This window comes from Haemophilus paracuniculus, from assembly GCF_002015115.1.
GTDB classification, from domain to species: Bacteria; Pseudomonadota; Gammaproteobacteria; order Enterobacterales; family Pasteurellaceae; genus Haemophilus_E; species Haemophilus_E paracuniculus.
In genome coordinates, this window is record NZ_MUYA01000001.1 from 40,356 (window position 1) to 66,147 (window position 25,792).

Annotated in this window: 26 protein-coding genes and 1 pseudogene; 11 read left to right on the top strand and 16 right to left on the bottom strand. The window is 46.2% G+C overall.

The annotated features are described in order from the left end of the window. Positions 1-89 precede the first annotated feature (89 nt). On the top strand, positions 90-2,576 hold the full coding sequence (locus tag B0187_RS00190) for a class I adenylate cyclase (protein WP_078235951.1): 2,487 nt from the start codon (positions 90-92) through the stop codon (positions 2,574-2,576). Here the strand turns inward: B0187_RS00190 and znuA are convergent. The 6 genes from znuA to pepQ all read right to left on the bottom strand — a co-directional run bounded on the left by znuA (position 2,565) and on the right by pepQ (position 8,623). Then, a complete protein-coding gene (gene znuA, locus B0187_RS00195) occupies positions 2,565-3,461 on the bottom strand; it encodes a zinc ABC transporter substrate-binding protein ZnuA (RefSeq protein ID WP_078235612.1) in 897 nt (298 codons plus the stop codon). The genes B0187_RS00190 and znuA overlap by 12 nt on opposite strands. Before the next feature lie 116 nt (positions 3,462-3,577). After that, positions 3,578-4,330, bottom strand: a complete 753-nt coding sequence (gene kdsB / locus B0187_RS00200) for a 3-deoxy-manno-octulosonate cytidylyltransferase (protein WP_078235614.1) — start codon at positions 4,328-4,330, stop codon at positions 3,578-3,580. Then, positions 4,327-4,725, bottom strand: coding sequence for a ribosome-associated heat shock protein Hsp15 (gene hslR, locus B0187_RS00205; RefSeq protein WP_078235616.1), 399 nt, complete (start codon positions 4,723-4,725; stop codon positions 4,327-4,329). Before hslR ends, kdsB begins: the two co-directional genes overlap by 4 nt. Positions 4,726-4,768: 43 nt before the next feature. After that, the gene (gene dnaN / locus B0187_RS00210; protein WP_078235617.1) at positions 4,769-5,872 is read right to left on the bottom strand and encodes a DNA polymerase III subunit beta; all 1,104 of its coding nucleotides are present in this window, start codon (positions 5,870-5,872) and stop codon (positions 4,769-4,771) included. An 8-nt stretch (positions 5,873-5,880) separates the two neighbouring features. Next, a complete protein-coding gene (dnaA, locus tag B0187_RS00215) occupies positions 5,881-7,221 on the bottom strand; it encodes a chromosomal replication initiator protein DnaA (protein WP_078235619.1) in 1,341 nt (446 codons plus the stop codon). A 67-nt stretch (positions 7,222-7,288) separates the two neighbouring features. Beyond that, a complete protein-coding gene (gene pepQ / locus B0187_RS00220; RefSeq protein WP_078235621.1) occupies positions 7,289-8,623 on the bottom strand; it encodes a Xaa-Pro dipeptidase in 1,335 nt (444 codons plus the stop codon). Positions 8,624-8,656: 33 nt separating this feature from the next. Between pepQ and tusA the strand changes: the two genes are divergently transcribed. Beyond that, positions 8,657-8,896 (top strand): sulfurtransferase TusA, encoded by a 240-nt coding sequence (gene tusA / locus B0187_RS00225; RefSeq protein ID WP_078235622.1) that lies wholly within the window; start codon positions 8,657-8,659, stop codon positions 8,894-8,896. 168 nt (positions 8,897-9,064) lie between these two features. Here the strand turns inward: tusA and rraB are convergent, their stop codons facing one another. The 8 genes from rraB to ilvG form a co-directional block, all read right to left on the bottom strand. Beyond that, on the bottom strand, positions 9,065-9,490 hold the full coding sequence (gene rraB / locus B0187_RS00230; RefSeq protein WP_078235624.1) for a ribonuclease E inhibitor RraB: 426 nt from the start codon (positions 9,488-9,490) through the stop codon (positions 9,065-9,067). Between the two features lie 11 nt (positions 9,491-9,501). Further along, complete coding sequence (locus B0187_RS00235; protein ID WP_158078206.1) at positions 9,502-10,695, bottom strand: hypothetical protein; 1,194 nt, start codon at positions 10,693-10,695, stop codon at positions 9,502-9,504. After that, positions 10,688-11,305 carry a ribosome biogenesis GTP-binding protein YihA/YsxC gene (gene yihA / locus B0187_RS00240; protein WP_078235628.1) on the bottom strand — a complete coding sequence of 206 codons (618 nt, stop codon included), beginning with the start codon at positions 11,303-11,305 and terminating at the stop codon, positions 10,688-10,690. Before yihA ends, B0187_RS00235 begins: the two co-directional genes overlap by 8 nt. Before the next feature lies 1 nt (position 11,306). Next, positions 11,307-11,723, bottom strand: coding sequence for a DUF805 domain-containing protein (locus tag B0187_RS00245; RefSeq protein WP_078235630.1), 417 nt, complete (start codon positions 11,721-11,723; stop codon positions 11,307-11,309). Positions 11,724-11,726: 3 nt separating this feature from the next. Then, positions 11,727-12,554 carry a ZIP family metal transporter gene (locus B0187_RS00250; protein ID WP_078235632.1) on the bottom strand — a complete coding sequence of 276 codons (828 nt, stop codon included), beginning with the start codon at positions 12,552-12,554 and terminating at the stop codon, positions 11,727-11,729. Positions 12,555-12,692: 138 nt separating this feature from the next. Then, positions 12,693-14,528, bottom strand: coding sequence for a dihydroxy-acid dehydratase (gene ilvD, locus B0187_RS00255; protein ID WP_078235634.1), 1,836 nt, complete (start codon positions 14,526-14,528; stop codon positions 12,693-12,695). 290 nt (positions 14,529-14,818) lie between these two features. Beyond that, a complete protein-coding gene (ilvM, locus tag B0187_RS00260; RefSeq protein ID WP_078235636.1) occupies positions 14,819-15,043 on the bottom strand; it encodes an acetolactate synthase 2 small subunit in 225 nt (74 codons plus the stop codon). A gap of 1 nt (position 15,044) precedes the next feature. Further along, a complete protein-coding gene (gene ilvG, locus B0187_RS00265; protein WP_078235639.1) occupies positions 15,045-16,703 on the bottom strand; it encodes an acetolactate synthase 2 catalytic subunit in 1,659 nt (552 codons plus the stop codon). Positions 16,704-16,854: 151 nt separating this feature from the next. Between ilvG and B0187_RS00270 the strand changes: the two genes are divergently transcribed. From B0187_RS00270 to B0187_RS00280, 3 genes are all read left to right on the top strand, one after another. After that, positions 16,855-17,322, top strand: coding sequence for an FxsA family protein (locus B0187_RS00270; RefSeq protein ID WP_078235640.1), 468 nt, complete (start codon positions 16,855-16,857; stop codon positions 17,320-17,322). Next, positions 17,322-18,161 carry a DMT family transporter gene (locus tag B0187_RS00275; RefSeq protein ID WP_078235642.1) on the top strand — a complete coding sequence of 280 codons (840 nt, stop codon included), beginning with the start codon at positions 17,322-17,324 and terminating at the stop codon, positions 18,159-18,161. Before B0187_RS00270 ends, B0187_RS00275 begins: the two co-directional genes overlap by 1 nt. A 230-nt stretch (positions 18,162-18,391) precedes the next feature. Further along, the gene (locus B0187_RS00280) at positions 18,392-19,321 is read left to right on the top strand and encodes a LysR family transcriptional regulator (RefSeq protein WP_078235645.1); all 930 of its coding nucleotides are present in this window, start codon (positions 18,392-18,394) and stop codon (positions 19,319-19,321) included. Between the two features lie 34 nt (positions 19,322-19,355). On the opposite strand, the gene B0187_RS00285 is transcribed toward B0187_RS00280, so the two are convergent. Both B0187_RS00285 and B0187_RS00290 read right to left on the bottom strand, forming a co-directional pair. Continuing rightward, positions 19,356-19,649, bottom strand: a complete 294-nt coding sequence (locus tag B0187_RS00285; RefSeq protein WP_078235647.1) for a branched-chain amino acid transport AzlD family protein — start codon at positions 19,647-19,649, stop codon at positions 19,356-19,358. Beyond that, a complete protein-coding gene (locus B0187_RS00290) occupies positions 19,649-20,329 on the bottom strand; it encodes an AzlC family ABC transporter permease (RefSeq protein ID WP_078235649.1) in 681 nt (226 codons plus the stop codon). The genes B0187_RS00285 and B0187_RS00290 overlap by 1 nt, the downstream gene beginning before the upstream one ends. Before the next feature lie 164 nt (positions 20,330-20,493). On the opposite strand from B0187_RS00290, the pseudogene B0187_RS00295 reads away from it, so the two are divergent. The 6 genes and pseudogenes from B0187_RS00295 (at position 20,494) to nlpD (ending at position 25,698) form a co-directional block, all read left to right on the top strand. After that, a pseudogene (locus B0187_RS00295) lies at positions 20,494-22,045 on the top strand (SulP family inorganic anion transporter). A 380-nt stretch (positions 22,046-22,425) separates the two neighbouring features. Then, complete coding sequence (surE, locus tag B0187_RS00305; RefSeq protein WP_078235653.1) at positions 22,426-23,190, top strand: 5'/3'-nucleotidase SurE; 765 nt, start codon at positions 22,426-22,428, stop codon at positions 23,188-23,190. After that, positions 23,190-23,774 carry a YqaA family protein gene (locus B0187_RS00310; protein ID WP_078235655.1) on the top strand — a complete coding sequence of 195 codons (585 nt, stop codon included), beginning with the start codon at positions 23,190-23,192 and terminating at the stop codon, positions 23,772-23,774. The genes surE and B0187_RS00310 overlap by 1 nt, the downstream gene beginning before the upstream one ends. An 11-nt stretch (positions 23,775-23,785) precedes the next feature. Beyond that, the gene (locus B0187_RS00315; protein ID WP_078235657.1) at positions 23,786-24,238 is read left to right on the top strand and encodes a LysM peptidoglycan-binding domain-containing protein; all 453 of its coding nucleotides are present in this window, start codon (positions 23,786-23,788) and stop codon (positions 24,236-24,238) included. A gap of 9 nt (positions 24,239-24,247) precedes the next feature. Beyond that, positions 24,248-24,463 (top strand): hypothetical protein, encoded by a 216-nt coding sequence (locus tag B0187_RS00320; protein ID WP_078235659.1) that lies wholly within the window; start codon positions 24,248-24,250, stop codon positions 24,461-24,463. A gap of 26 nt (positions 24,464-24,489) precedes the next feature. Next, the gene (gene nlpD / locus B0187_RS00325) at positions 24,490-25,698 is read left to right on the top strand and encodes a murein hydrolase activator NlpD (RefSeq protein ID WP_078235662.1); all 1,209 of its coding nucleotides are present in this window, start codon (positions 24,490-24,492) and stop codon (positions 25,696-25,698) included. Positions 25,699-25,792 lie beyond the last annotated feature (94 nt).

Below are 25,792 nucleotides of genomic sequence, written 5' to 3' on the forward strand. Positions count from 1 at the left end.
TTGCAAAGAATTTAGGCGAAAAATGTCGAATAGATCACAAAAAAGTGGAAATGTTGGGCAAATTGTTTGCTTTACCTTTACAGTGGGAAATGCTACATTGCACCCATTTTGCAACTAGAGAGAGCCATAATGTGAAAAATTTGGATTTTGTTCATTTTGATGAAAGTTCGCTTCCGTCAAATGCCGATTTTTCACAACAGCTTGAATGGGCAAAACAGCGAGTTTCTGCCTTAGAGCAATATCGTCTCGCCCGAGCCACCGCGGAAAATAGCCTTGAATTTCAACGAGTTTTAGAACTTGTTCCCCTGCTTTTGCACCTCAATCACCCCGATTTGCCTGCCTATGTCGAATATGCCCCGAGTGGCGTGGCACAATTTGAATTATCCCCCTATCAGCAACATTATTTAGCGGAACATTATTTGTTGCCGATTTTAAATTCTGCCAAATATCAGCCAAGTTTTGACGGCTTATATTTAATGGGTAGCACGGGATCTATTACCCAAACTTCACTATCTGATTTAGATTTATGGGTGTGTCATTCACAACGGTTAAATCGCATTGAAATCGCTCAACTTGAAATCAAATTTGAGCGATTAAAAAACTGGGTAAATCAATTTGGGGTGGAAATTAACTTTTATTTAATGCACCAAGATTATTTCCGCCGAAATATGAAAACAGGGGTGGGTAGCGAAAATTGTGGTTCGGCTCAACATTTTATATTGTTAGACGAATTTTACCGCTCGGCAATCCGTCTAAATGGCAAAAGATTACTTTGGTTACATTTTGACGAACAAGGCAAAGATTATCGCCAGCAAGTTGAAACAGCCGTGCGAGCAAAACAGCTTGATTTAAATGAATGGATCGATTTTGGCGATTTATCTTCATTATCCATTGATGAATATTTTGGGGCAAGTTTATGGCAACTTTACAAAGGAATTAACGCCCCTTATAAATCGGCGATTAAAATTTTATTATTAGAAAGTTATGCTCAAACTTATCCTAAAACAAATCTGATTGCCAAAAAGTTTAAACAACGATTGTTAACTGAAAATGGGGAAAATTACCATTTTGACCCTTATTTAGCAATGTTAGAGCAAGTTACGGATTATTTAACCGAACGCCAAGAATTTGAACGATTAAACCGCTTGCGATACTGTTTTTATTTAAAATCCCAAGAGGGAAATGCGTTTTCTGGTTGGCGAAAAAAACAGTTAGCTAATTTAATTCAAGATTGGGGTTGGTCGCAAAAAGATCTCAACTTATTAACCAGCCGTAAAGCGTGGAAAATAAAACAAGCGATTGCTCAACAAAATATGCTCACCGAGCAGTTATTGTTGAGTTATCGCCATTTAATTAACTTTGCTAGAAAATTCCATATTGACCCAAGTATTATTGCCAGTGATACGGATATTTTAATGCGGAAACTTTACTCAATTTTTGAAATTTTACCAGGTAAAGTAGCGTTAATTAACCCTCATATTTCTGCCAATTTAGCCGAACAAGCGGTTACTTTTATTGAAGTTAAAGAGGGATCGGCAATGAAATCGGGTTGGTATATGATTAACCAATCGCCGAAAAGCCCCTATGATTCAAGTAGTCGCCATATTCAATATTATCGCCATTTAAATCATTTAATTGCGTGGGCATATTTTAACGGCATTATTACCCCAAATACGGTAATTCATTTAGTTAGCCAAAGTGTTGAATTAAATAAATTACGCCAATTTATTACAGATTTAAGACTCTCATTTCCTCAACAAGCCCCGTTAATTAGTGAACAAGATTTACACCACCCGAATGAAATTCGTAATTTAACGGTGGTAGTCAATTTAACCCAAGATCCAACGGCGAAAAAAAATAAAAAAATTCCAACAAAAATTAGCCAAAGTGATCTATTTAATTTTGATTACTCTCAACAAAATCTAATTGGTAGCGTAAGTTTAATTTATCGAAATGTTTGGAATGAAATTCACACCCAACATTTTGAGGGGAATGATTCCTTATTAAAAGCCCTTAAATTGATTTCCAATAAAATTTACCGAAGTTCTGCCCCTCCACAATCTGTTTCGGTGCTTTGTTATAGTGAAAAATTAAAAGAAGAATTGCAATTATTGATTTCTGCGTTGGTGAATCGTTGTATTTCCGTACAAACCAGCACTGTTTTCCAAAAACAACAGATGAACACCTTATTTCAACAAGGGGAAAATTGGGGCAAGATTTTTCAATCTAAACAGCCATTACAAGATTTTTCCGAACGTTATTTTCCGCGTGAAATCGATCAATTTGCCAGCGAAGGCTTTTTACAGTTCTTTTTTGAAGATAATTTAGATCAAAGTTTTAATGTTTATATTCTCAATGAACAAAATAAAATAGAGCAATATCATTATTGTCTAGGTTCAAAAGAGGAAAAAATTAAAACAGTAAACCGCTTCTTTACCGAACAAAAATTAGCAAATTGGGAAAGTTTTCACTATCCTCAATTCTATCAATTACTTAATTACCGAACCCATATTGAAATCGTGCCATTTCAGAGCCAGAAACATCAAGAATATCAAAAAAATGCTTTAGTTGACTAAACAATTCTTAAATGTATCAGCAATACTCTTCAAAAATTGTAGGTAAGCGGTCGGATTTACGGTAATTTTTTCGCCTAGCGGATCAAGAGCTACCACCTTTACCTTACTGTTTTTAGCCAAACTTTCTACCACTTTCGGGGTAAATTGAGGCTCGGTAAACAGACATTTCGCATTCTGTTTGTCCACATTTTGCTTAATCATTTTCAAGGTTTTTGCCCCTAGGGCTACGCTTGGGTTGATCGTAAACGAACCGAGTGGATTCAAGCCGTAAGCCTGCTCAAAATAACCGTAAGCATCGTGGAAAGTGTAGTAACCTTTGGCTCGCACGGGGGCAAGTTGCTCGTTGATTTGGCGGTTTTTCGCTGCCAAATTTGCCTTGAAAGCGGTCAGATTTTCACGAATTTTACCCTGATCCTCAGGGCGTAATTGGACGAGACGTTCGGCGATTTTCTCGCCAATCACCTCACTCGCTAGGGGCGAAAACCAGAGGTGGTAATCCTTGTCGTGATCGTGTTCATCACCGCCACCCTGATGTTTCTCACCCTCTTTTCTCTCGCCATATTGCTCGACAATTTTCTGAATTTCCGCCACCTGATCTAACCGCAGCACTTTTTCAGCGGGCAAACGCTCAATGCTTTTTTGTAAAAAGGTTTCCATATCTTCGCCAATCCACACCACCAACTCAGCAGCGTTCATCTTCATCGCATCGGACGGTTTCAAGCTGTAATCGTGGGGCGAGGCGGTTACGGGTAGCAGCGGAAGGCTTTCTGTTATGCCATTCGTAATCGCACTTGCAATAAAGGCGAGGGGCTTGACGGTGGTGAGCACCTCAGAGCGGGCAATTGAGCTGAATAGAACCACGGCTAATAAAGATTTTTTTAACATTGAAATACCCTCACTTTAAAAATAATGTGGGTATTGTAGCAAGATTTTTAGATTAACCATAATTTTATTATGTGATAGTGAAATTTTTTAAAACCCCACCCCTTGTATATGCGAGACTATTTTAAAATTTCCCTCACTCGCTCTAAATCTTCTGGGGTGTCCACACCGACGGCGGGGGCTTGGTGGGCGAGGGCGAGGTGGATTTTTTCGCCGTACCATAAGGCTCGAAGCTGTTCGAGGGATTCAAGTTGTTCGAGGGCGGTGGGTTGCCATTCAACGTATTGCTTGATGAAACCTGCTCGATAGGCGTAAATGCCGATGTGGCGTAGGTAGTTTTGTTGCTGCACGAACGCATCATCAAGGGTGGTGAATTGGTCGCGGGGGAATGGGATTACCGCACGGGAAAAGTAGAGTGCCATTCCGTTTTGGTCGGTTAAGGTTTTGACCACATTCGGGTTAAGCAACTCTTCTTTGCTGGTCAGTTTGACCGCAAGGGTTGCCATTTTGACCTGATGATGAGCTAAGTTTTCCGCCACTTGTTTGATGATCACAGGGGGAATCAGCGGTTCATCGCCCTGCACATTAACGATAATTTCTTCGCTGGCGATGCCCATTTTTTCTACTACTTCCGCAAGGCGTTCCGTGCCAGAGTTGTGTTTATCCGAAGTCATACAAACTTCGCCACCAAAAGCGGTTACCACCGCTTCAATTTCGGGGTGGTCGGTAGCGACAATCACACGCTTCGCCCCCGCTTGTTGGGCTTTTTCCCAAACGTGTTGAATCATCGGCTTGCCTGCAATATCGAGCAGGGGTTTGCGAGGTAAACGGCTAGATGCGTAGCGGGCGGGGATAATCACGGTAAAACTCATAGAAATTCCTTAAATTTGATTAAATCTCGCCGCTCTTTTTTGTTTGGGCGGCGGTCTGGGTGGGGCATTGAGAGGGCGTTGGCTTTGCGGGCGAACGCCAATTTTTCGCGTTCGGCAAGGCTTTTTTCCGTTTCTCGATAAAGCAACTGAGCTTCGCTCGCCCCTCGCCGTTGGTCGCTGAGGGCAAGCACTTCCACTTCTTTTTCTTCGTTGCCTTGGCGTAGTTTGATCATCGCCCCGATTTCAACATTTTTGCTCGTTTTGGCTCGCTGTCCGTTGTAGTGGACTTTTCCGCCCTCAATCATCGCTTTGGCGATGCTGCGAGTTTTGTAAAAGCGAGCCGCCCATAGCCATTTGTCGAGGCGAACTTCATTGGTGGTTGGTTGATTTTTCATTTTTAATCGACAAAAAAGGTTGGCAGAACCAACCTTTGGGAAATTATAAACGCATTGGCATAATCACATATTCTGCACTGCTATTATCACGATCTTCGATCAAACAGCTTGATGCGGAATCCACAAGGCTCAACCGCACCCATTGGCATTTGAGGGCGTTGAGTACATCAAGTAAGTAGCTCACATTAAAGCCCACTTCCATATCATTGCTTTCATAGGCAACGTCTAGCACTTCTTCCGCTTCTTCTTGCTCTGGGTTGTTGGCACTGATTTTGAGCTGATTTTGGCTTAACGCTAAACGCACGCCACGGAATTTTTCGTTAGATAAAATCGCCACACGTTGTAAAGCACGTTTTAGTACGTCCGTTTCCGCTTCCATAATGCGATCCGCATTGCGAGGTAGCACGCGACGGTAATCAGGGAAACGCCCGTCAATCAATTTTGAGGTAAACACAATGCCGTTGGTAGTAACGCGTAAATTGCTTGTGCCGATTTCTAAACGGGTTGCCTCACTGCTGTTTGAGATTAAGCGAGCCAATTCCAACACTGCTTTGCGAGGCACAATCACCGAATGGCTTAACAATTCTTGATTTAACGCCATTGTGCAAACAGCGAGGCGGTGTCCGTCCGTTGCCACGGTACGCAATAAATTGCCCTCAGTTTCAAACCTCATTCCGTTGAGGAAGTAACGAGCATCTTGGTTTGCCATTGAGAATTGGGTCGCATCGATCAAACGAGCGAGGGTCGATTGCTCAATGGTGAAATCCACTTCGGGTTGCCAATCCATTAAATTTGGGTAATCGCTGGCGGGTAAGGTGGTCAAACTAAATTTACTGCGACCCGCTTTCACAATCGCTTTATCTTCCTCGAACTGCACCGAAATCACGCTATCGTCTGATAAACTACGGCAAATATCGAGGAATTTCTTGGCTGGAATGGTAAATTTTTCGTGGAAACTGACCGCTTCCAGCAGTTGAGCTTGGGTGGTGAGTTCCACTTCCAAATCCGTTGCCGTCAGCGAAAGGCGATCATCACGCAGTTCAAGCAAAATGTTGTTGATGATCGGCAAAGTTGGGCGGCTGCTTAAAACACCGCAGACTTGTTGCAACGGTTTGAGTAGCTGTTCACGCGTAATTGTAAATTGCATACATCCCCCTAAGATGAAAGTTTGCGGGTTAAATGGGTGTAATCTTCTTGAATTGTTTTGTCGCTATCCCGTAATTCATTCACTTTTTTGCAAGCGTGCATTACGGTGGTGTGATCCCGTCCGCCAAATTCACGGGCGATTTCAGGATAGCTGTGTGTTGTTAATTCTTTTGCTAACGCCATCGCAATCTGACGAGGGCGAGCAATGGTTTGGGTGCGGCTTTTCGATTTTAGATCCGCCAGTTTGATATTGTAATAATCCGCCACCGTTTTTTGGATTTTTTCAATCGTAATCAGATAGTCGTAGGAATCAAACATATCTTTCAAACGCTCACGGGCGGTATCCACTGTGATTTCCGTGCCTAAGAAATTCGCAATCGGGACGAGATTTTTGATCGCACTTTCCAGCACACGCACATCGGAACGCAATTTCTGCCCGATAAAATAGGCAACATCTTCGGCGAGATCGTGACCTAATTCTTTCGCTTTTTGGATCAAAATCGCCACTCGTGTTTCCAGTTCTGGCGGTTCAATCATCGCATTGATCCCGCCCGTTAAGCGAGATTTGAGGCGATCTTCCAAGCCCTCAATGTTTTGCGGATAAATATCCGACACCACCACAATTTGCTTGCCGTTTTCGATTAACGCATTGAATGTATTCAAAAATTCTTCCGAGGACGAGTTCGTTTTCGCATATTTGGCGAGGAACTGAATATCGTCCACCATTAGCACATCGAGCGAGCGGTAGAATTTCTTAAAATTTTCAATGGTGTTATTGTGGATCGCTTTGCCCCGTTCGTTCACAAAACGTTCGCCCGTCAAATAACGGATACGGGCTTTCGGGTTATTTTTTAAAATTTCATTACCGATAGCGTGCATTAAGTGGGTTTTCCCCAAACCCGTGCCACCGTAAATGGAATAAGGGTTCAAGTGGCTCGTGCCAGGGGTTTTGGCGATCTGTTCCGCAATGGATTTTGCAATTTGGTTAGAACGCCCCTGCACAAAATTTTCAAAATTGAGTTGACGGTTCAAACCCGTTTTGAGGGTTGGGGTGGCAGGTTCGTTTTCTGGCACGGCATCCGTTTGAGCGGCTCGCTGGGTTTCGCTCGGTTTGATCCCGATCCGAATCACCACTTGTAATTCATCATTTTTTGAGAGGAATCGAGCCAAGCCGAGAATTTCATCAAAGAATTTTTCGCGAACCCAATTCCCCACAAATTGATTTTGAGCATAAAGTGTCAATTCGCCATTGTTTTCCACCGCTTGCAACGGACGCAACCAAGTGCTGTAATCCGTGGCGGTAACTTTTGTTTGTAAATGGCTTAGACAATCTGTCCAGAGATTCGACACAATTTGCTCCCAAAATGACACGCTAAAAAAGGCGGATATGATACCCGAAAATCCCGTTGAGATCTTTCTATTTTTGTAAAATTTGTTCCGCTTTTTGTGAGGCTTTGGCGGTCAAATTTTCCGCCCCAAATTCACGGATCACCACATTATCTTCGGTGCGAATGCCACCAAATCGCTTGAAGAAATCCAATTTTTGCCAGTTAAAATGGCGTGCAAGTGGTGAGATTTTCCACGGATTTTGCAACATCTCAATAAAATAAATCCCCGGTTCAATCGTCAACACCATTCCTGCTTGCAGATCTCTGGTGCAACGTAGGCTTGGGTAGATTTCTGGGGGCGATTTGCGTGTGCCTCTCGCGTTTTGTTGTAGCCCTGCCACATCGTGCACCTGCAAGCCGAGCGAATGCCCCAAACCGTGCGGGAAAAAGGCTCGGCTGATGCCTTCCTCAAAAATTTGTTCGGGCGAGAGGCGGACAAAATCAAAATCGTGCAATAATTGTGCAATCGCTTGGTGCATTTGGGTGTGGTAGCTCAAATAGTTGATCCCGACCTGCAAATTAGCAATGCAGTCGAGTTTGAGCTGCTCCATTTTCGCCACCAATTCGGCAAATTCGCTGTTTGGATCGAACGCGTAAGTGCGAGTGAGATCGGACGCATAGCCCAAATGGCTCGTGCCAGCGTCTAACAAAAAGCTATGCCGTTCCGCAGGGGGCGTGAGATCAAGCTGAGTGTAATGCAGGATCGCACCGTGATCGTTAATCGCCACGATGTTGCCATAAGGTACGTTGTTGTCCGATTGCTGGGTGGCGTGCAGGTAGGCGAGGTTAATGTCAAACTCGCTTTTTCCGTCAAAAAACGCCTGTTTTGCCACCTGATGCCCGATTAAAGCGGTGCGTTGTGCTTCAAAAATCGCCGAAATTTCAAATTCGCTTTTGATCGAACGAGCAAAATGCAGTACATTCAGCACCTTTTGCGGATTGATGTGGCAAAATCCCAAACTTTCCGCCAGTTTTTCGTCCTCGCCGATAAAGGCACAATGTTGCGGATTGCGGATAAATTGTGCAATTTCGCTCTGCTGACGCACAATTTGCCACTCAAATTCGCTGGCAAAAAACGCTTCCACGGGCGGTTTTGGCACGCAATGCCAATAATCTTGCGGGGCGAAATAGTAGATTTGGGGCGGATTCTGCCCGTCTAAAAAGAGCCAACAATGTTCCGCTTTCGGATCGGGAAAAACGTAATTGAAATGGGGATTGATCTTAAACGGCGAGGTTTGATCGTCCAAAAAATGATATTTCGCCGCCCCTGCGTAAATCCACAAACCGTCAAGGCGAGCCTGTTCCAACGCCGACCGCACCGTGGCTTGAATGTTGGCAAGATGTTGAGAAAAAAGAGCTTGCATTTTGCCCCCGTTAGAAATTGATTGAGGAAAAGAATGACAGATTTAACCGTGCATCACACCCTAGACACCCTCGGGCTACGCTGCCCCGAGCCAGTAATGCTCACCCGCAAAACCATTCGCAATATGGCAGAGGGCGAGATTTTGCTGATTATAGCGGACGATCCCGCCACGACAAGGGATATTCCAAGTTTTTGTCAATTTATGGATCACCAGCTACTCAAAAGCGAAGTCGCACAAGCCCCGTATCGGTATTGGGTCAAGAAAGGGTTGTGATTGTGAGATCAATTTTTACTGTCTGAGCATAGGTAGGGACGCCACGCTGGCGTCCCCATAAATTTTCGTACATTTCGGGACGCGAACATTGTGTCCCTACGTTTGGTTTATTCAACAAGCGGTGAAATTTTGAAAAATCTCACCGCTTGTATTCTAAGTTAGATGAAATTATCGTCTTTCATCCTCAAAATCATCATCATCTTCGTCAAAAAACTCACCGTCGTCGCCGTATTCGTCTTCATCGCTGTTTGGGTCTTCAAAATACGTGCCCCAACCTTCGTATTCGGCACCTGCTTTTTCGATTAACGGCAGTAATTCTTTTTGTTGGGCGGTGATTAAATTGGCATCTAATTTAATTTCGCTGACAATATCGCACACGAAAATAATTTTGCCGTTTTCTTCTTCCACTTCTTCCGCTTCGGAAATTTCGTAGCCGAGTCTATAAGCGTCCACCACTAATTTCTCTAATTTATCAAAATCACGGTGGGCGACGTGGTGTTCGATAATATAAAGGGCATCTGGATCAGAGCCGTCTTTTAATAAATTTTCGATGATTTTATCGGTTTCTTGTTTGAGAGTGTTTAAATCGTACATTTTTTTGTTCCTTATGAATTAAATTCAGTGAAATAATGGGTTTTATCTGCTATCGTATAACCTAATTTAATCATTACGTTCAGAAAATTAAGTTGTGTTTGATATAAATCATTCGTTTTATTTAATTGGTAATTATTTGTTGTCATAAAAATAAGATCGGCTATTTTTTCAGAAGAAAATTGAAAATGAATGGTACTCGCAAAACCGCCAATCAATTTTACGTCTAATCCTAATAATAGCAAAACCTCCAATGGAATATTGTCGGGTAGATAGATTAATTTTCCTTGATAATGCTCTTTTATCTTTTCGTTAATTTGAGATGAGTGAGGGTGTCCTTTATAACAAGCCACATATTCTTGCCCAATATAGAATTTTCCTGTTGGGAAAAGATATTGTTCTAAAAGATTAAAATGTAATCTTTCAAATTCTATTAAACGTTGTTTATCGTCATCAAAGATAGCCGAACCAATAAATATAAAGAACGCATATTGGTAAGAGGCTTTAATCAATTTCTCAACATTTTCTCTGATGAGACCGATTATTTCTAAAATAATATCCTGTTGCAATTTTGATAATTTTTGAAAACGAGAAAAATCGATTAAGGAATGATTTTTTAGGTACTCTTTTAAAGGTAAAAGAGCATTTTGTGTCAGTATATCTGTATTTAGAAGATGATAAGTTGTAGGGTAAATCATTCCCCATTGATAACGGAAAATACTATAATCAGAAATAATAATGTTTTGTCCTTTCAGTTGCTGTTGTGCTAATTGATCAGCAAGATATTTAGGTTTTTCGGACAGATCATTTAATTTTGCGACACCTTCAGCACCATCATCATAGAAATGTAATGAAACATTAGCAATTTTTGTTCGATAGCCTTGAATAAGATGATGTAACGGTAAAAACATTTGTTGGCTATGAAATAAATTTAAATGAAAGCAGAGATTTAAAGGTTGCGTACTCTGTTCAAGTAATTCTGTAAATAATTGTTCAAATTGGGTTTGATCGCCTGCTTTTGCTTCACAAAAACGAATAATACCAGCAGGATAGCGATCAATAATGGTTTGAGGAATCGTAAAACGCCCCAAACCAAATAAGCGAATGGTAGTGGTATCTTGATAATTTTCTGCAAAATGTAGGAAATAATTTAGGCTAGGAATGGTGGCGTAATCTAAATAAATTTCCACATTTTGAATATTATTCATTGTCTGCATAGACTTCACTAAACCACAAATCCAACTTCGCCGAAAGTTTATCAATCCCGATTTTATTTAAGGCGGAATAGGCTTCCACTTGAATATCGCCTTGGAAAGGCAAAATCGCTTCTCGCACCATTTTGACGGTTTTACTGCGACCGCTTTGGCTGAGTTTATCGGCTTTGGTTAAGAGTAATAATACGGGTAATTCGGCGGAAACTGCCCATTCGATCATCTGTTGATCGAGGTCTTTCAAGGGGTGGCGAATGTCCATTAGGATCACCACGCCTCGCAAGCATTGGCGTTTTTGTAGATATTCGCCGAGGGCTTTTTGCCATTGAATTTTCATCTGCTCTGGCACGGCAGCGTAGCCGTAACCTGGTAAATCGACCAACTTGCAATTTGGCTCAACTTCAAACAGGTTGATCAGCTGGGTTCGTCCTGGGGTTTTTGAGGTGCGAGCAAGGCTTTTTTGGTTGGTTAAAGCGTTGAGAGCCGTTGATTTACCTGCGTTGGAACGCCCTGCAAAGGCGATTTCCACCCCGCTGTCTTCGGGTAAGTGGCGAATATCGGGGGCGGAGGTTAAAAAGTGGGTTTTATGGTAATTCAGTTTCATCATTTTATTTTAATTTTAGGCTAAGTCCTTGATCGCCAAAGCGATTGGGTTCGTTCATTCCTTTAAATCCGCCCCATTCGAGCAGTAACATTGTGCCGATAAACATTGGCATTGCGATGCCGAGTAGCCACGCCATTGTGCCTTGGGCGGAAAGGGACGCACCATAACACAATATCGGCACAAATACCATTAGCACCGCTTTGCCTGAGCGGTTGCGGTCGTGTAGGCGTTTGACGATCACGGCGGCGAGGCTGAACGCCGATACCGCCAACGGCACGAGGGAAAACCACGAGAAAGCGGTCAGATCCAACACAAAATTTGCCATTATGAACAAAAAGGCGAAGTTGATTGCCACGCCAATCCAAAAGCCTTGGCGGTTTAGGCGTCCGTTAAAGGAAAAAAGGGCTTTATACCAAATCATTGTTTATCCTAATGCAACGTCTAACACCATCATCACCACAAAGCCGATCATCAAGCCGAGGGTGGCGATGTCGGTGTTGCCACCACTTTGTGATTCGGGGATCAGTTCTTCCACCACCACGAAAATCATCGCCCCTGCGGCAAAGGTGAGGGCGTAAGGCAGAATGGCAGTCATCGACATTACGAACGCCGCCCCAATCACGGCAGCGACAGGCTCAACAATCGCCGATAACGATCCCCAGACAAACGCATTCCAACGGCTTTTGCCCTCACCACGAATGGGCAACGAAAGGGAAGATCCCTCAGGAATGTTTTGAATGCCGATTCCGATTGCCAAGCCAATCGCCCCCATTAGTGCCGTTTGATCGCCGAGGTTTGAGGCTAATGCCCCGAAGGTAACGCCAATCGCCAAGCCTTCTGGAATGTTGTGAATGGTAATCGCCAAAAAGAGCAAGGCAGATTTTGAGAGCTTTTTCTTAAATTGAGGCGAACCTTCCGCTTCTTCAATCGGCTTATCAAGGTGCAAGTGGGGGACGATATAGTCGATGGCTCGCAAAAATAGTCCGCCTAATAAAAAGCCGACCGCCGCTGGAAACCAGCTATAACTGCCGTAAGTCGGTTCCGCAAATTCAAGGGCGGGGCTAATCAGCGACCAAAACGAAGCGGCTATCATCACGCCTGCCGCAAAGCCCATCATCGTATCCAGCAGTTTGCGATTGACGGTTTTGAAAAAATAGACAAATGCTGAACCGAAAATGGTACAGCCCCAAGTGAACAACCCTGCGATAAAGGCTTGCATCACGGGGTGTAGCGATAAAAAATAATCAAACATTTTGTTCCCTTATAAATGAGGGTTGAAAAGTGCGGTTAGTTTAGCAGATTTGCCCCGTGCAAGGGGTGGGATTTTAGGGAATTTTTGTAAAGGAAGAAAAAAGGGAACTTAATGAAGTTCCCTTAATAAAATTAGGCATTAGAGTTTGGTTTTATCTCGCACCGCCCCTTTGTCTGCTGAGGTGGCGAAGTGTCCGAATACTTTGAGGGCAAAGGAAACTTCACGTAGGCGGTTGGCAGGTTGCCAGCCTTTTTGATCTTGCTCGGTTCGGCGTTGAGCGAGTTCTTCGGCAGGTACGACTAATTCAATAGAACGATTTGGAATATCAATCGCAATGGTGTCGCCGTCTTTGACTAAGCCGATCATACCGCCCGCCGCTGCTTCTGGGGAAACGTGTCCGATTGACAAGCCTGATGTGCCGCCCGAGAAACGCCCGTCCGTCAATAAAGCACAAGCCTTGCCTAAGCCCATTGATTTGAGGTAGCTGGTTGGGTAGAGCATTTCTTGCATACCCGGCCCACCTTTCGGACCTTCGTAGCGAATGACGACGACGTTGCCTGCTTGTACTTTACCGCCCAAAATGCCTGCTACCGCATCTTCTTGGCTTTCAAACACAATCGCCGTTCCCGTAAATTTGAGGATTGACTCGTCCACCCCTGCGGTTTTAACGATACAACCATTTTCCGCAAGGTTGCCCGACAACATTGCCAAACCACCGTCTTGGCTATACGCAAATTGCTTACTGCGGATACAGCCATTTTCACGGTCATTATCCACCGTATCCCAACGGCAATCTTGCGAGAAGGCTTGGGTCGTGCGAATGCCCGCTGGCCCTGCACGGAAGAATTTATGTACGCTTTCATCTTGGGTCAGCATAATGTCGTATTTGGCGATCTGCTCGGCAAGGCTCATTCCCAATACGGTGCGAGTTTGGTTGTGCAACAAGTTGGCACGATCCAATTCGCCCAAAATCGCCATAATACCGCCTGCACGATGCACATCTTCCATATGATATTTGGCGGTGTTCGGGGCAACTTTGCTTAAACACGGCACGACACGCGACAAGCGGTCAATATCCGCCATTGTGAAATCCACTTCCGCTTCTTGGGCGGCGGCGAGTAGGTGCAATACGGTGTTGGTTGAGCCACCCATTGCAATATCTAAGCTCATCGCATTTTCAAAGGCATCTTTGGTGGCGATTGAGCGAGGCAACACCGAGTAATCATCTTGCTCATAATAGCGTTTGCACAATTCCACGATCTGCTTACCTGCATCTAAGAAAAGCTGTTTGCGGTCAGCGTGGGTGGCAAGGCACGAGCCATTACCTGGTAAGCTCAGCCCGAGAGCTTCGGTCAAGCAGTTCATCGAGTTAGCGGTAAACATTCCCGAGCAAGATCCGCAAGTTGGGCAGGCGGAACGTTCAATCGCATCGACATCAGCATCCGACACATTTTGGTTGGCACTTTGGATCATCGCATCAACAAGGTCTAATTTGATGATTTGATCGGATAATTTGGTTTTACCTGCTTCCATTGGGCCACCAGAAACAAACACAGTTGGAATGTTTAGGCGTAACGCTGCCATTAACATTCCTGGGGTAATTTTGTCGCAGTTGGAAATGCAGACCATTGCATCCGCACAATGGGCATTGACCATATATTCTACGCTGTCGGCGATTAAATCACGGCTTGGCAATGAGTAAAGCATACCGCCGTGTCCCATTGCGATCCCGTCATCGACGGCAATCGTATTAAACTCTTTCGCCACTCCACCTGCTTGCTCGATCTGCTCGGCAACCATCTGCCCCAAATCTTTCAAATGCACGTGGCCTGGCACAAATTGAGTAAAGGAATTAACCACCGCAATAATCGGCTTTCCAAAATCGTTTTCTTTCATTCCAGTGGCACGCCACAAGGCTCTTGCCCCTGCCATATTGCGACCTTGGGTGGAAGTCGCAGAACGTAATTTAGGCATAATCTCTCCAAATTTATGTTGTGTTTAGATTGTTACTTTTTCTTTGCGTTGCCAAAGAAAAAGTAACCAAAAAGAAAGGCAACCCGAACATTTTGCTTTGTTTCGCTTGTTGCTAATTTCTACGGTCGATTTGTAAACTCGCCTACTGCGTAGGCTCAAACAGTACAAATCGCCCTTGAAATTGACGCAACCACTCAACGCAAAATGACGGGGAAAAAATCGGTCAGGTAATTGCGAATCTTACCGCTTGTATTTCAAACCCGTCGATTTCGACGGGTTTAAGGTCTTTGTTATTTTATCACCTCAACCTCAGCCACATCAGGTAATTTCACCAGCTGATTAACCAGCAAATCAATCGCCCTTTCACTTCGCACTTCGGCGGTAACCTGAACCTGCTTTCCGTCAATTTTTGCTTGTAAATCAACCACTTCAAAACCACGGTGGCGAATCACGCGTAGTAAGCGTTCGAGAGTTTCAGGGCGGTGGTTGGCGGTAATGGTTAAACGAGTTTGCATTTTAGTTTTCCCCCTGTTGTTCGATCATATCCGCATTGCACGCATTCGGTGGCACGAGCGGCCAGACATTTTCTTCGTTTGGAATACAAACGTGCAATAAATAGGCAGTTTTAGCGTTGAGCAAGCGGTCTAATCCGTCTGAAACTTCGCTCGCTTTTTCAATCCGTTCGGCAGGAATGTCGAACGCTTTGGCGAGGGTTACAAAATCTGGGTTGTCGTCCAAAATCGTTTCACTATGGCGACCTTTGAAGAACAAGGATTGCCATTGACGCACCATTCCGAGGCGTTGGTTGTCGATCAGCAAAATTTTGATCGGCAAGTTGGCACGTTTGATCGAGCCAAATTCTTGAATGTTCATCATCAACGAGCCGTCCCCCGTAATCAAAATCACAGGATCTTGCGGACGGGCTTTCGCTACGCCCACCGCCGCTGGCAAGCCGAAGCCCATAGTGCCAAGCCCGGCGGACGTGAGGTAATTTTCAGGGGCGTAATGTTTGATATGTTGTGCCGACCACATTTGATGCTGCCCCACATCGGTGGTGATCACCGCATTTTGCGGTTTGCGTTGGGAAAGGGTGTTGAGCATCGCCCACGCATCAATCGGGCGATCCCCTTGATTTTCTTGATATTTAAAATCAAATTCCGCTTTGAGCTGGCAGATTTTTTCACGCCATTCGTCAATCGCAAGCGGTTGGTTGAGGGCGGAAATTGCCTCGATCAAATCCCCCTGCAACGGCACGTTTGCACGGCGTAATTTGTGGATTTCCGCCACATCAATATCGGCGTGGATCACTTTCGCATTTGGGGCGAAGGTGTCGAGTTTGCCCGTTACTCGGTCGTCAAATCTTGCCCCGAGGGCGATCAACAAATCACACTCTTGCACCGCCAAATTCGCCGCTTTGGTGCCGTGCATTCCGATCATTCCCAAATAGAGCGGATGATCGGGATCGAGCGAACCCAAGCCTTTCAGGGTTGAAACGCAAGGCACATTGGCATTTTTTTGCAGGGATCGCACCGCTTGCACCGCCCCTGCCATTCCAACCCCACCGCCGACATACACAATCGGGCGTTTCGCTTGGGCGAGCAGGGCTTGGGCTTCGGCTAATTTTTGTGGATCTTGGGCAGGGGGCGAAATTTTCGGATAACTGACCCCTTGTAAAGCGGTTTCCGCCACTTGAATATCCTTTGGAATATCGACCAACACCGGTCCTGGGCGACCACTTTGGGCGATTTGGAACGCTTGGGCGATAATTTCAGGCAATTCATCAATGTTTTGCACAATAAAACTGTGCTTGGTGCAACCGAGGGACAAGCCCAACACATCAACCTCTTGGAATGCGTCCGTGCCGATAAAGGGCGAGGCAACCTGCCCCGTGATCGCCACAATCGGAATCGAATCCAACAAGGCATCCGCCAAGCCTGTAATCAGGTTAGTCGCCCCTGGCCCCGAAGTCGCAATGCACACCCCCACTTGGTTGGTGGAACGAGCGTAGCCGATCGCCGCAATCGCCGCCCCCTGTTCGTTACGGCAGAGTAGATGATCAATGCCCGAATCATAAATCGCATCGTAAACGGGCATAATCGCCCCACCAGGGTAGCCGAAAAGTTGCGTAACCCCTTGGGCTTTCAAACATTCAATGACTAAATTTGCACCATTCATTTGATGTTGTGTCCTATTTTTTGTAAATCTTGTGTGAAAGTCGCTATTGATAGCATATATTTTGCCAATTTTGAATATCTTTCGGCGAAAAGGTTGAAAATCACCAAATTAGCACCATTTTTTCGCCTCATTTTTCCAATAAGGACACCCTATGCCAATCCTGATTTTTCTGCTCGCCATTTTCTTCTACATTTACGCTGAAATTTCCCTGCTCGTCTTTATCGGCTCGAATTTGGGCGTAATCCCCTTGATTTTCTTGATGATCGGCATTTCAGTCGCAGGCTTATGGCTGATTAAATTGCGAGGGGCATTCACCCTACTCGCCATTCGCCAACAACTCAGCGAGGGCAAAATCCCGACCCAAGCGGTCATTTCCTCGCTCTTTTTTGCGATCGCAGGCGTATTATTGCTGATTCCAGGTTTTTTAAGCGATATTTTGGCGATCATTTTGATCCTACCCCCAACCCGCAAACTCACCGAAGCCTACCTCTTTAAGTTTTTGAAAACAAAGGTCAATTTCGCCTTTTTCCGCTCATCGCCAAACCAACCCCATTCCCAATCCACCGTTTTTGACGCAGAATTTGAAAAACAACAGGATTCGGATAAGTGGATTAAATAATGGAAAAACGAACAATCGCCCTACTCAAAGTGCATAGCACCGCCGTGCTATTCGGCTTATCGGGGGTTTTTGGGGTGTTAATCGAAAGCGGGACGGACGTGCTGGTGTTCGGGCGAGCCGTTTTCGCTTTTCTTTTTTTGTGGATTTTCTTCAAAGCTCGGGGTAGCCGATTAACCCCACGAGAACTCGGCTTGCAACTGCTGTCGGGCATTTTGCTCGCGACCCATTGGGTTACGTTTTATCTTGGCGTGAAAATCGGTGGCGTGGCAGTCGGCACACTCGGTTTCGCCAGCTTTCCTGCCTTTGTCACCCTGTTTGAAATGTTGGCGTTCAAAGAAAAATTGCACCTCAAAGAATACTTGCTGTTGCTTGCCATTTCGGTCGGATTAGTGATGATTACCCCCGCCTTTGAATTTGGCAATCAAACCACGCAGGGCTTACTGTGGGGCATTGCGTCTGCCGCCTCTTACGGCGTGCTTGCGGTGTTGAACCGTTTTAACGCGGGCAAATTATCTGGCACGGAAGCCAGCCTCTGGCAATATCTAGCGGTCGCTTTGGTGCTGTTCCCCGTAACCGCCCCACAACTGCCAACGGTTTCCCTTACGGATTGGGTTTGGATCGCCTGCGTTGGGTTATTTTGCACCACACTCGCCTACACCTTTTTTGTATCCAGCCTAGATACGATCAACGCCCGCACCGCTGCAATGATCATTTCCCTCGAATCCGTCTATGCCATTGCGGTCGCGTGGATCTTACTCGGCGAACCCCCCACCCTCAAAATGCTCATCGGCGGGGCGATCATCATTCTCTCGGTGGCGTGGACGAATTTGAAAAAATAATCGCAAGGGGGATTTTGTGATATTTCGTGAAATCCTACCCCTTGTGGGATACGAGCATCGCGTCCCTACCGTAGGGACGCCACGCTGGCGTCCCAAACAGCTAAACACCTTTCAAAAGCAAGCGGTAATATTTTGGAAATTTCACAGAACTTTCCGTTTTCCTTTATTACTTTCCTCTTTTCCATTATGATTTTATTCAATCCAAACCCCAATTTATATGAATAAACTTAATGAAACCAATTTTTCTTGAACTTCGCCACCTTAAAACCCTACTTGCCCTACGGGAAAGTGGCAGTGTGTCCCTTGCGGCTAAACGGGTGCATTTGACCCAATCGGCACTCTCACATCAAATTAAATTCCTTGAAGATCAATATGGGCTAACCCTGTTTGAACGCAAAACTCAGCCGATTCACTTTACTCCCGCAGGTGAACGCTTACTGAAACTTGCCGAGCAGATTTTTCCGAAAATTATTGAGGCGGAGCTGGAGCTCGCTCGTGTCAGACAGGGCGAAGTGGGGGAATTGCGGATTGCGGTGGAATGTCATACCTGCTTTGATTGGCTGATGCCTGCGATGGACACTTTCCGCCAAAGCTGGGCGTTGGTGGAACTGGATATTGTGTCAGGCTTCCACACTGACACCGTGGGGCTGCTACTCTCACACCGAGCCGATTGGGCGGTGGTTTCTGAAATGGAAGAGGTGGCGGGCATTGTTTACCAACCGCTCTTTTCCTACGAAATGGTGGCGATTTGCTCAAAGGATCATCCCCTCGCCCACAAGGAAATTTGGACGGCGAACGATTTTCGTGATGAAACGCTAATTACCTACCCCGTGCCTGACGATATGTTGGATCTGCTACGCAAGGTGCTACACCCCACGGGCATCAACCCAACCCGCCGCACCAGCGAACTGACCATTGCGATTATCCAACTGGTGGCAAGCAAAAGAGGCGTAGCGGCGTTGCCTTACTGGGCGGTCAAACCCTATTTGGAACGGGGCTATGTTGTGGCTCGCAAAATCACCGAACAAGGACTTTATAGCAACCTTTACGGGGCAATGCGAGAGGCGGACCAACACAACGCCTACCTCACCGACTTCCACAACACCGTCAAAGCCCAAAGTTTCGCCACCTTGCCAGATTTATTGCCGTTGGAAATGTAGATTCTTAGAAAGAAATGTTACATCTTTGCAAGACTTAAAACACAGCCCTAAACAACGCCGTTGAGGCAATTGAGATTAACACCGTTGGCAATAGCGAAAAACGCAAGGTGGCGAAAAGGGTAACGACCACGGCGAGAGTGGTGGCGAGGTTCCCTGAGACGATTTCGGGGGCGATCACGGAAATCAGTACACAACCCGGTACGGCTTCCATTACTTTTTCGGCTCGGGGGCTGAGTTGGCGGTTGCGTAGGAAAAAGTAGCCACCAACACGAATGAGGTAGGTGCTGCTGGCGATCAGTAAAATTCCAAGGTAAAAGGTCCAGTCCATTATTCCCCCCAAAAGTAAGCGGCGAGAATACCTGAAATCGCCCCGCCCGCCACATACCACGCCCCGTCAAAGGTGTGGTAGAAAATGCCTGCCACGATAAGGCTCACCAACCACGGTCGGCTCTGTTTCGCACCTTTCCACATTCCTTTCAGCAACACGAAAAAGACCGCCACGAACGCCATATCAAAGCCGTATTGTTTGATGTCGCCCAAAATCGGTCCGAGGTATGCCCCCAGCCCTGTGAAGAAAATCCAGCAAAGATAAAGGTTAAGCGACACGCCCATATAGTATTTGGCGTTGAGGGTTTTCTGTTTTTGCTTGTGAGCGTCCGCAATCCCCATCGCCCACGATTCATCGCACATCAGAAAAATCATTCCCATTGATTTGAGCTTGCTATACCCTTTCAAATAGAGGGAAAAAGTCGCCCCCATAATGAAGTAGCGAGAATTAACAAGGGCGGACATCGCCACCACCAAGCCGATATTAACGGGATCCGTCCACAAACTAATGGCAGTAAATTCCGAACCGCCTGCAAAATTGGTGCCAGTGAACAGGCTGATTTGCCAAGGCAGAAAGCCCTTTTGAGCCGCCAGCGAACCGAGCAAAAGCCCAAAGGGAATAAAGCCGAGGGATACGGGGATCGCCTCTTTCACGCCCCGCCAGAAATCATTGTGTTGCATTTGATTATCCGTTGAAAAATAAGGGAAACATTGTAGCGAGAATTATTTTATTTGCAAAAATTATTAAAAATCCCACCGCTTTCCACCCAAAATGTGATTTAAGGCAAATTTTAGGCGAGGCAAAATCGCTAGAATAGCAATGTTTTTCTAAGATTGAGGTGGTTATGGATTCCCAACATCGTGGGCGGTTGCTCAAACAAAATTTTGCTTCTGGGCTAGTGGTCTTTTTGGTGGCGTTGCCGCTCTGTTTGGGGATTGCCCTCGCCTCAAATGCACCGCCGTTAGCGGGGATTATTTCGGGCATTATCGGCGGCGTGGTGGTCGGCTGGTTGAGTTCGTCCCACATTAGTGTGGCAGGCCCTGCGGCGGGGCTGTCGGCGATTGTGTTGAGTGCAATTACCGAACTCGGCTCGTTTGAGCTGTTTCTTTGTGCGGGCTTGATCGCAGGGGTGGTGCAACTGTTGTTGGGCTTTATGCGAGCGGGCAGTATTACCAACTACATTCCGATTGCGGTGATTGAGGGAATGTTGGCGGGCATTGGCATTTTGATTATTTTCAAGGAACAGCCCTATGCGTTGGGAGGCGTGGGGCTGAGTGCCGTTTGGCAAGATGTTTCGCAAATTCATTTCGGGGCGGTGCTGATCACCCTGATTTCAATGGCGATAATGCTCGGCTGGGACGCCATTCCTCACCTCAAAAAAATCAAATGGTTGCCCTCTGCATTGGTGGCGGTTTGTGTCGGGATTTTGCTGAATCAGATCTTTATTTGGGCGGATAGTGGGTGGGCGTTGCCTCGCTCACAACTGGTACAACTGCCCGTGGCGGACGAGTGGCAAGATCTGCAACAGATGATCCTCTTTCCCAACTGGCGGGGCTTGCTCTCGCCAACGGTTTGGACGATTGGGCTGACCATTGCGGTGGTGGCGTCAATTGAAACTTTGCTTTCGATGGAGGCGGCGGATCGCCTTGATGTACATCGCCGCATTACCGACACCAACCAAGAACTTCGCTCACAAGGGGTGGGAAACATTCTCGCATCGCTAGTGGGCGGTTTGCCGATCACCGCCGTGATCGTACGATCTTCGGCAAATGTGAACGCAGGGGCGACCCACAAACTTTCCACCATTATTCACGGTTTACTGTTGCTGGTGTGCGTGCTTGCTATTCCGCAACTGCTAAACAAAATGCCGCTGGCGTGCTTGGCAGCGGTGTTGATGTTGGTCGGCTACCGTCTAGCTCGCCCGCAAATTTTTGTCCATTTTTGGCGGAAAGGGATTTATCAATTTATCCCGTTTTTTTTCCACGATGATCGCGGTGGTCTGCCTCGATCTGCTGAAAGGGGTGGGAATTGGGCTGGTGATCAGCATTCTTTTCATTTTGCACGGCAATATGAAACGAGCCTACTATTTGAGCCGTGAAGAACTCGCCACCGCCAACCGCATTACCCTCGAACTGGCGGAAGAAGTGTCGTTCCTCAATAAAGCGGCGATTAAAAAGACCCTCAAAAATATCCCACCCAATGCGACCGTGATTATTAACGCCGAACGCACCGCTTACATCGCCTGCGATGTGCTGGAATTGATTGAGGATTTCGCCAACATCTACGCCAAAGAGAACCAAATCAAAGTGGTGTTAAAAGGCTTCAAAGCCGACTACGATGAACAACAATCCTCCCAAGCCAGCCATATTTCCGTAGAACATCGAAGCCGAATTTAGCTTTTCCGAACAAGGGGTGGGATTTAAAAAAATTTCGTATAAGGGCGGATATAAAATCCGCCCCTACGAATGGTTATTTGCTCGGTCAAAAATCCCCCGTCATTTTGCGTTGAGCGGTTTCGTCAATTTCAAGGTCAATTTGTACTGTTTGAGCCAGCTTGCTGGCGAGTTTACAAATTAACCGCAGAAATTAGAAACAAGCGAAACAAAAGCAAAATGTTCGGGGTGTGTTTCTTTGCTACTTTCTTTGCACAAGCAAAGAAAGTAGGACAAACACAAGCGGTGCGATTTTGCAAAGTTTTGTAATAATCGCACCGCTTAATTTTTTTTGAATGGAATGTGGTAAACTGCCGAACTTTTCCAACAAGTTAGGTAGAAAAATGAACATTTTAGTCAGTAATGATGACGGCTTTCACACCGAAGGGATTCAGACCCTCGCCAAAGCGTTGCGAGGGGCGGGGCATCAAGTTACCGTTATCGCCCCCGACCGCAATCGTAGTGCGGCGTCCAGTTGTTTAACTTTAACCGAGCCGTTGCGAGTGCATCAATTCAATCCGCAAAATTATGCGGTGATTGCTGGTACGCCCGCTGACTGCGTTCATTTAGCCTTAAATGGGGTGTTGGATTCGCCCTTTGATTTGGTGATTTCGGGGATCAACCACGGGGCGAATTTGGGCGATGATGTGGTCTATTCTGGCACAGTGGCGGCGGCGTTAGAGGGGCGTTATTTGCCTTATCCGAGCCTTGCGGTGTCGTTGGTAGGCAAAGGGGCGGCGAGCCATTTATTTGGCAAGAACCATTTTGACACAGCGGCACAGGTGGTATTGGAATTGTTGCCAAAGCTCACAAAAAATTTACTGCCCGCCCGTCAAATTCTGAACATTAACGTGCCTGATGTGTCATACAACGAGCTAAAAGGGGTGATGATTACCCGTCTCGGAAAACGTTCTGCGGCTGCCGAAGTGATTGAACAGCAAGATCCGCGTGGATCGACGGTGTTTTGGATCGGGGCAAACGGCAAACCGATTGAAGACGGCGAAGGCACGGACTTTTACGCCCTTGAACATAATTATGTGTCGATCACGCCGATTCAGGCAGATATGACCGCACATCAATCCCTGCAATCTTTACAAGAGACTTTCTAATGAAATTATTTGGTACGATTTACGACAAAACAATGGAATGGGCGAAGCACCGCTACGCCGCTTTTTGGTTGAGTTTTGTCAGCTTTATTGAGGCGATTTTTTTCCCGATCCCGCCCGATGTGATGTTGATCCCAATGTCGATGAGCAAACCGCACAATGCGACCCGTTATGCGATTTACACCACCCTCGCTTCGGTGGCGGGCGGAATTATCGGTTACTTTATCGGCTTATATGCTTTCGACTGGGTAAAAGGTTTGATCGAGAGTTGGGGAATGCAAGCCAACTTCGACAAAGCCCAACGCTGGTTTGAAACTTGGGGCGTGGCGGTGGTTTTCCTCGCAGGATTCTCGCCAATTCCGTTTAAAGTGTTTACAATTTGTGCAGGCGTAATGCAAATGGCATTCTTTCCGTTCGCAATTACTGCTACAATCTCACGATTTGCACGCTTTATCCTCGTTGCCAAACTTTCGGCGTGGGGAGGGGAAAAATATGCGGATAAAATCCGCCGTTCAATTGAACTTATTGGCTGGGGAACGGTTGCCCTTGCGGTCGTTGCCTATGTAATTTATCAATTTATGAAATAAAGGACATCAAAATGAAAAAATCTCTGTTTATCCTACCGCTTGCAGCCCTCATTTTAACCGCTTGTAACAGCGGTTCTTCAAGTGAATCAAGCACCGAAACCATTGAAGCGAACAACACCAGCTGGCAACCTGCGGATATTCAACCTGCCGCAATGCCAAGCTCAATGAACCAGCCTGTTAGCACCCCGTCTTACGGTGGTTCAATCCCGCAACCTGTTTCATCATCATACGGTGCAACGGAAACTGTCGGCAACTGCCAAGTAGTGCGTGATGCAAGTGGCGCGCCGATTTACGCTCAAATTCAAAAAGGTTGCTACACCGACAGCACCTACACCGTAGGCAAACAAGACACCCTCTATTTGATCGGCTATTTAGCAGGCTCAAATGCGAATCGAATCGCTTCACTCAACGGCTTAAATCCGTCTGCGAAATTGAAAGTGGGTCAAACCTTACGCGTTCGCTAATGGGGCAAAATGAAAAAAACGTTTTTCTCGTTAGCGATTTTTTCGCTCTTTCTGACCGCTTGTAACAGCCAACCAGCCTCAAAAGCCGAGGTTCGATCGTCAGATCCAAACGAACTGCCACCGGGTGTTATGCAACCCGTGGCAGGTTCGGGGGCAACTGAGGGCAGTTATAGCTGGCCGTCAGATATTCAAACCGCCCCAATGCCCGCTTCAATGGCAAAATAATGTTGTTTTAAAGGATATTTACCCAAATGAAGAAAATTTTTCTTTTCGTACCCCTTGCATCACTCGTTTTAACGGCGTGTTCATCAAATGATCCCGCCCCAGTAGTGAGTGCAACGGGCAGTAATGGTGGCGGCGAACTTGCCCCAAGTTTACCGCAGCCCGTAAACACCGTTTCAACGGGTTGGCAATCGGATGTGCAACCGGTAGAAATGCCAAGCTCAATGAGCCAGCCAGCACCACAACCTGTTTATAACGCCCCTGCACCGCAGCCTGTTTATAATGCACCTGCACCTCAACCTGTGGCGAAGCCAAAACCAGTTCCTGCTCCAAAACCTGCGGCGAAAAAAGTGCCTCAAAATTTTGAGATTCCTCGCGATGAAAACAACGCCCCGATTTATAGCCAAATCGAAAAAGGGTTCTACAACGGCGACACTTACACCGTGCGTAAAGGCGACACAATGTTCCTTATCGCCTACATTGCAGGGAAAGACGTAAAAGAAATCGCCCGCTTAAATAATATGAGCGAGCCATATCAGTTGCGTGTTGGGCAAGCCTTAAAATTAGGCAACAGCAATACGGCAAGCACCACGCCAGCACCTGCACCGACCCCAGCCGCACCGCCAAAACCTGTTGAGCCACCTGTTACCTACACCCAAGGGGCAAATGGCACGACATACAGTTCAGAGGGCGATGTAACAGGCCCTGTTAAAGCTGCGACGGGTTCAAATGAAGTTGCCGTACCAAATGCAGGCGTGCGAGCCAGCGTTGGCACAGCCCCAGTTTCAACAGGTGTCGTGGCGACCACAGGTTCAGCCGTGCGAGCCAGCACCGTTAGCACCAGCACCAATTACGCCCCATCGTCATCAATCAAATGGCAATGGCCAACGGCAGGACGCGTGATCGCAGGCTACTCAGCCTCAGAGGGCGGAAACAAAGGGCTTGATATCGCAGGCTCGAAAGGTCAAGACGTTGTGGCTGCCGCACCTGGTAAAGTCGTTTACGCAGGCAACGCGTTGGAGGGATACGGCAACTTAATCATCATCAAACATAGCGATGATTTCCTCAGTGCCTACGCCCACAACGACAGCATCAAAGTTGATGAGCAAGACACTGTAAAAGCCGGCGAAAGAATCGCCACCCTCGGTAGCACGGGAACAAACACCAACAAACTTCACTTTGAAATCCGTTACAAAGGGAAGTCCATCGACCCAGCCCGCTACCTACCAAAACGATAATCTAATCATTAAAACACCCTCGGTTGAGGGTGTTTTTTTATCTTCAAACAAGCGGTGGGATTTCATGAAATTTCGTAAAATCCTACTGCTTGCA

What these genes read in the sequence shown, in the direction of transcription:
- B0187_RS00190 (WP_078235951.1), top strand. Translation starts at nt 90, where the DNA reads ATGCTACATTGCACCCATTTTGCAACTAGAGAGAGCCATAATGTGAAA.
- znuA (WP_078235612.1), bottom strand. Translation starts at nt 3,461, where the DNA reads ATGTTAAAAAAATCTTTATTAGCCGTGGTTCTATTCAGCTCAATTGCC.
- kdsB (WP_078235614.1), bottom strand. Translation starts at nt 4,330, where the DNA reads ATGAGTTTTACCGTGATTATCCCCGCCCGCTACGCATCTAGCCGTTTA.
- hslR (WP_078235616.1), bottom strand. Translation starts at nt 4,725, where the DNA reads ATGAAAAATCAACCAACCACCAATGAAGTTCGCCTCGACAAATGGCTA.
- dnaN (WP_078235617.1), bottom strand. Translation starts at nt 5,872, where the DNA reads ATGCAATTTACAATTACGCGTGAACAGCTACTCAAACCGTTGCAACAA.
- pepQ (WP_078235621.1), bottom strand. Translation starts at nt 8,623, where the DNA reads ATGCAAGCTCTTTTTTCTCAACATCTTGCCAACATTCAAGCCACGGTG.
- tusA (WP_078235622.1), top strand. Translation starts at nt 8,657, where the DNA reads ATGACAGATTTAACCGTGCATCACACCCTAGACACCCTCGGGCTACGC.
- rraB (WP_078235624.1), bottom strand. Translation starts at nt 9,490, where the DNA reads ATGTACGATTTAAACACTCTCAAACAAGAAACCGATAAAATCATCGAA.
- B0187_RS00235 (WP_158078206.1), bottom strand. Translation starts at nt 10,695, where the DNA reads ATGAATAATATTCAAAATGTGGAAATTTATTTAGATTACGCCACCATT.
- yihA (WP_078235628.1), bottom strand. Translation starts at nt 11,305, where the DNA reads ATGATGAAACTGAATTACCATAAAACCCACTTTTTAACCTCCGCCCCC.
- B0187_RS00245 (WP_078235630.1), bottom strand. Translation starts at nt 11,723, where the DNA reads ATGATTTGGTATAAAGCCCTTTTTTCCTTTAACGGACGCCTAAACCGC.
- B0187_RS00250 (WP_078235632.1), bottom strand. Translation starts at nt 12,554, where the DNA reads ATGTTTGATTATTTTTTATCGCTACACCCCGTGATGCAAGCCTTTATC.
- ilvD (WP_078235634.1), bottom strand. Translation starts at nt 14,528, where the DNA reads ATGCCTAAATTACGTTCTGCGACTTCCACCCAAGGTCGCAATATGGCA.
- ilvM (WP_078235636.1), bottom strand. Translation starts at nt 15,043, where the DNA reads ATGCAAACTCGTTTAACCATTACCGCCAACCACCGCCCTGAAACTCTC.
- ilvG (WP_078235639.1), bottom strand. Translation starts at nt 16,703, where the DNA reads ATGAATGGTGCAAATTTAGTCATTGAATGTTTGAAAGCCCAAGGGGTT.
- B0187_RS00270 (WP_078235640.1), top strand. Translation starts at nt 16,855, where the DNA reads ATGCCAATCCTGATTTTTCTGCTCGCCATTTTCTTCTACATTTACGCT.
- B0187_RS00275 (WP_078235642.1), top strand. Translation starts at nt 17,322, where the DNA reads ATGGAAAAACGAACAATCGCCCTACTCAAAGTGCATAGCACCGCCGTG.
- B0187_RS00280 (WP_078235645.1), top strand. Translation starts at nt 18,392, where the DNA reads ATGAAACCAATTTTTCTTGAACTTCGCCACCTTAAAACCCTACTTGCC.
- B0187_RS00285 (WP_078235647.1), bottom strand. Translation starts at nt 19,649, where the DNA reads ATGGACTGGACCTTTTACCTTGGAATTTTACTGATCGCCAGCAGCACC.
- B0187_RS00290 (WP_078235649.1), bottom strand. Translation starts at nt 20,329, where the DNA reads ATGCAACACAATGATTTCTGGCGGGGCGTGAAAGAGGCGATCCCCGTA.
- surE (WP_078235653.1), top strand. Translation starts at nt 22,426, where the DNA reads ATGAACATTTTAGTCAGTAATGATGACGGCTTTCACACCGAAGGGATT.
- B0187_RS00310 (WP_078235655.1), top strand. Translation starts at nt 23,190, where the DNA reads ATGAAATTATTTGGTACGATTTACGACAAAACAATGGAATGGGCGAAG.
- B0187_RS00315 (WP_078235657.1), top strand. Translation starts at nt 23,786, where the DNA reads ATGAAAAAATCTCTGTTTATCCTACCGCTTGCAGCCCTCATTTTAACC.
- B0187_RS00320 (WP_078235659.1), top strand. Translation starts at nt 24,248, where the DNA reads ATGAAAAAAACGTTTTTCTCGTTAGCGATTTTTTCGCTCTTTCTGACC.
- nlpD (WP_078235662.1), top strand. Translation starts at nt 24,490, where the DNA reads ATGAAGAAAATTTTTCTTTTCGTACCCCTTGCATCACTCGTTTTAACG.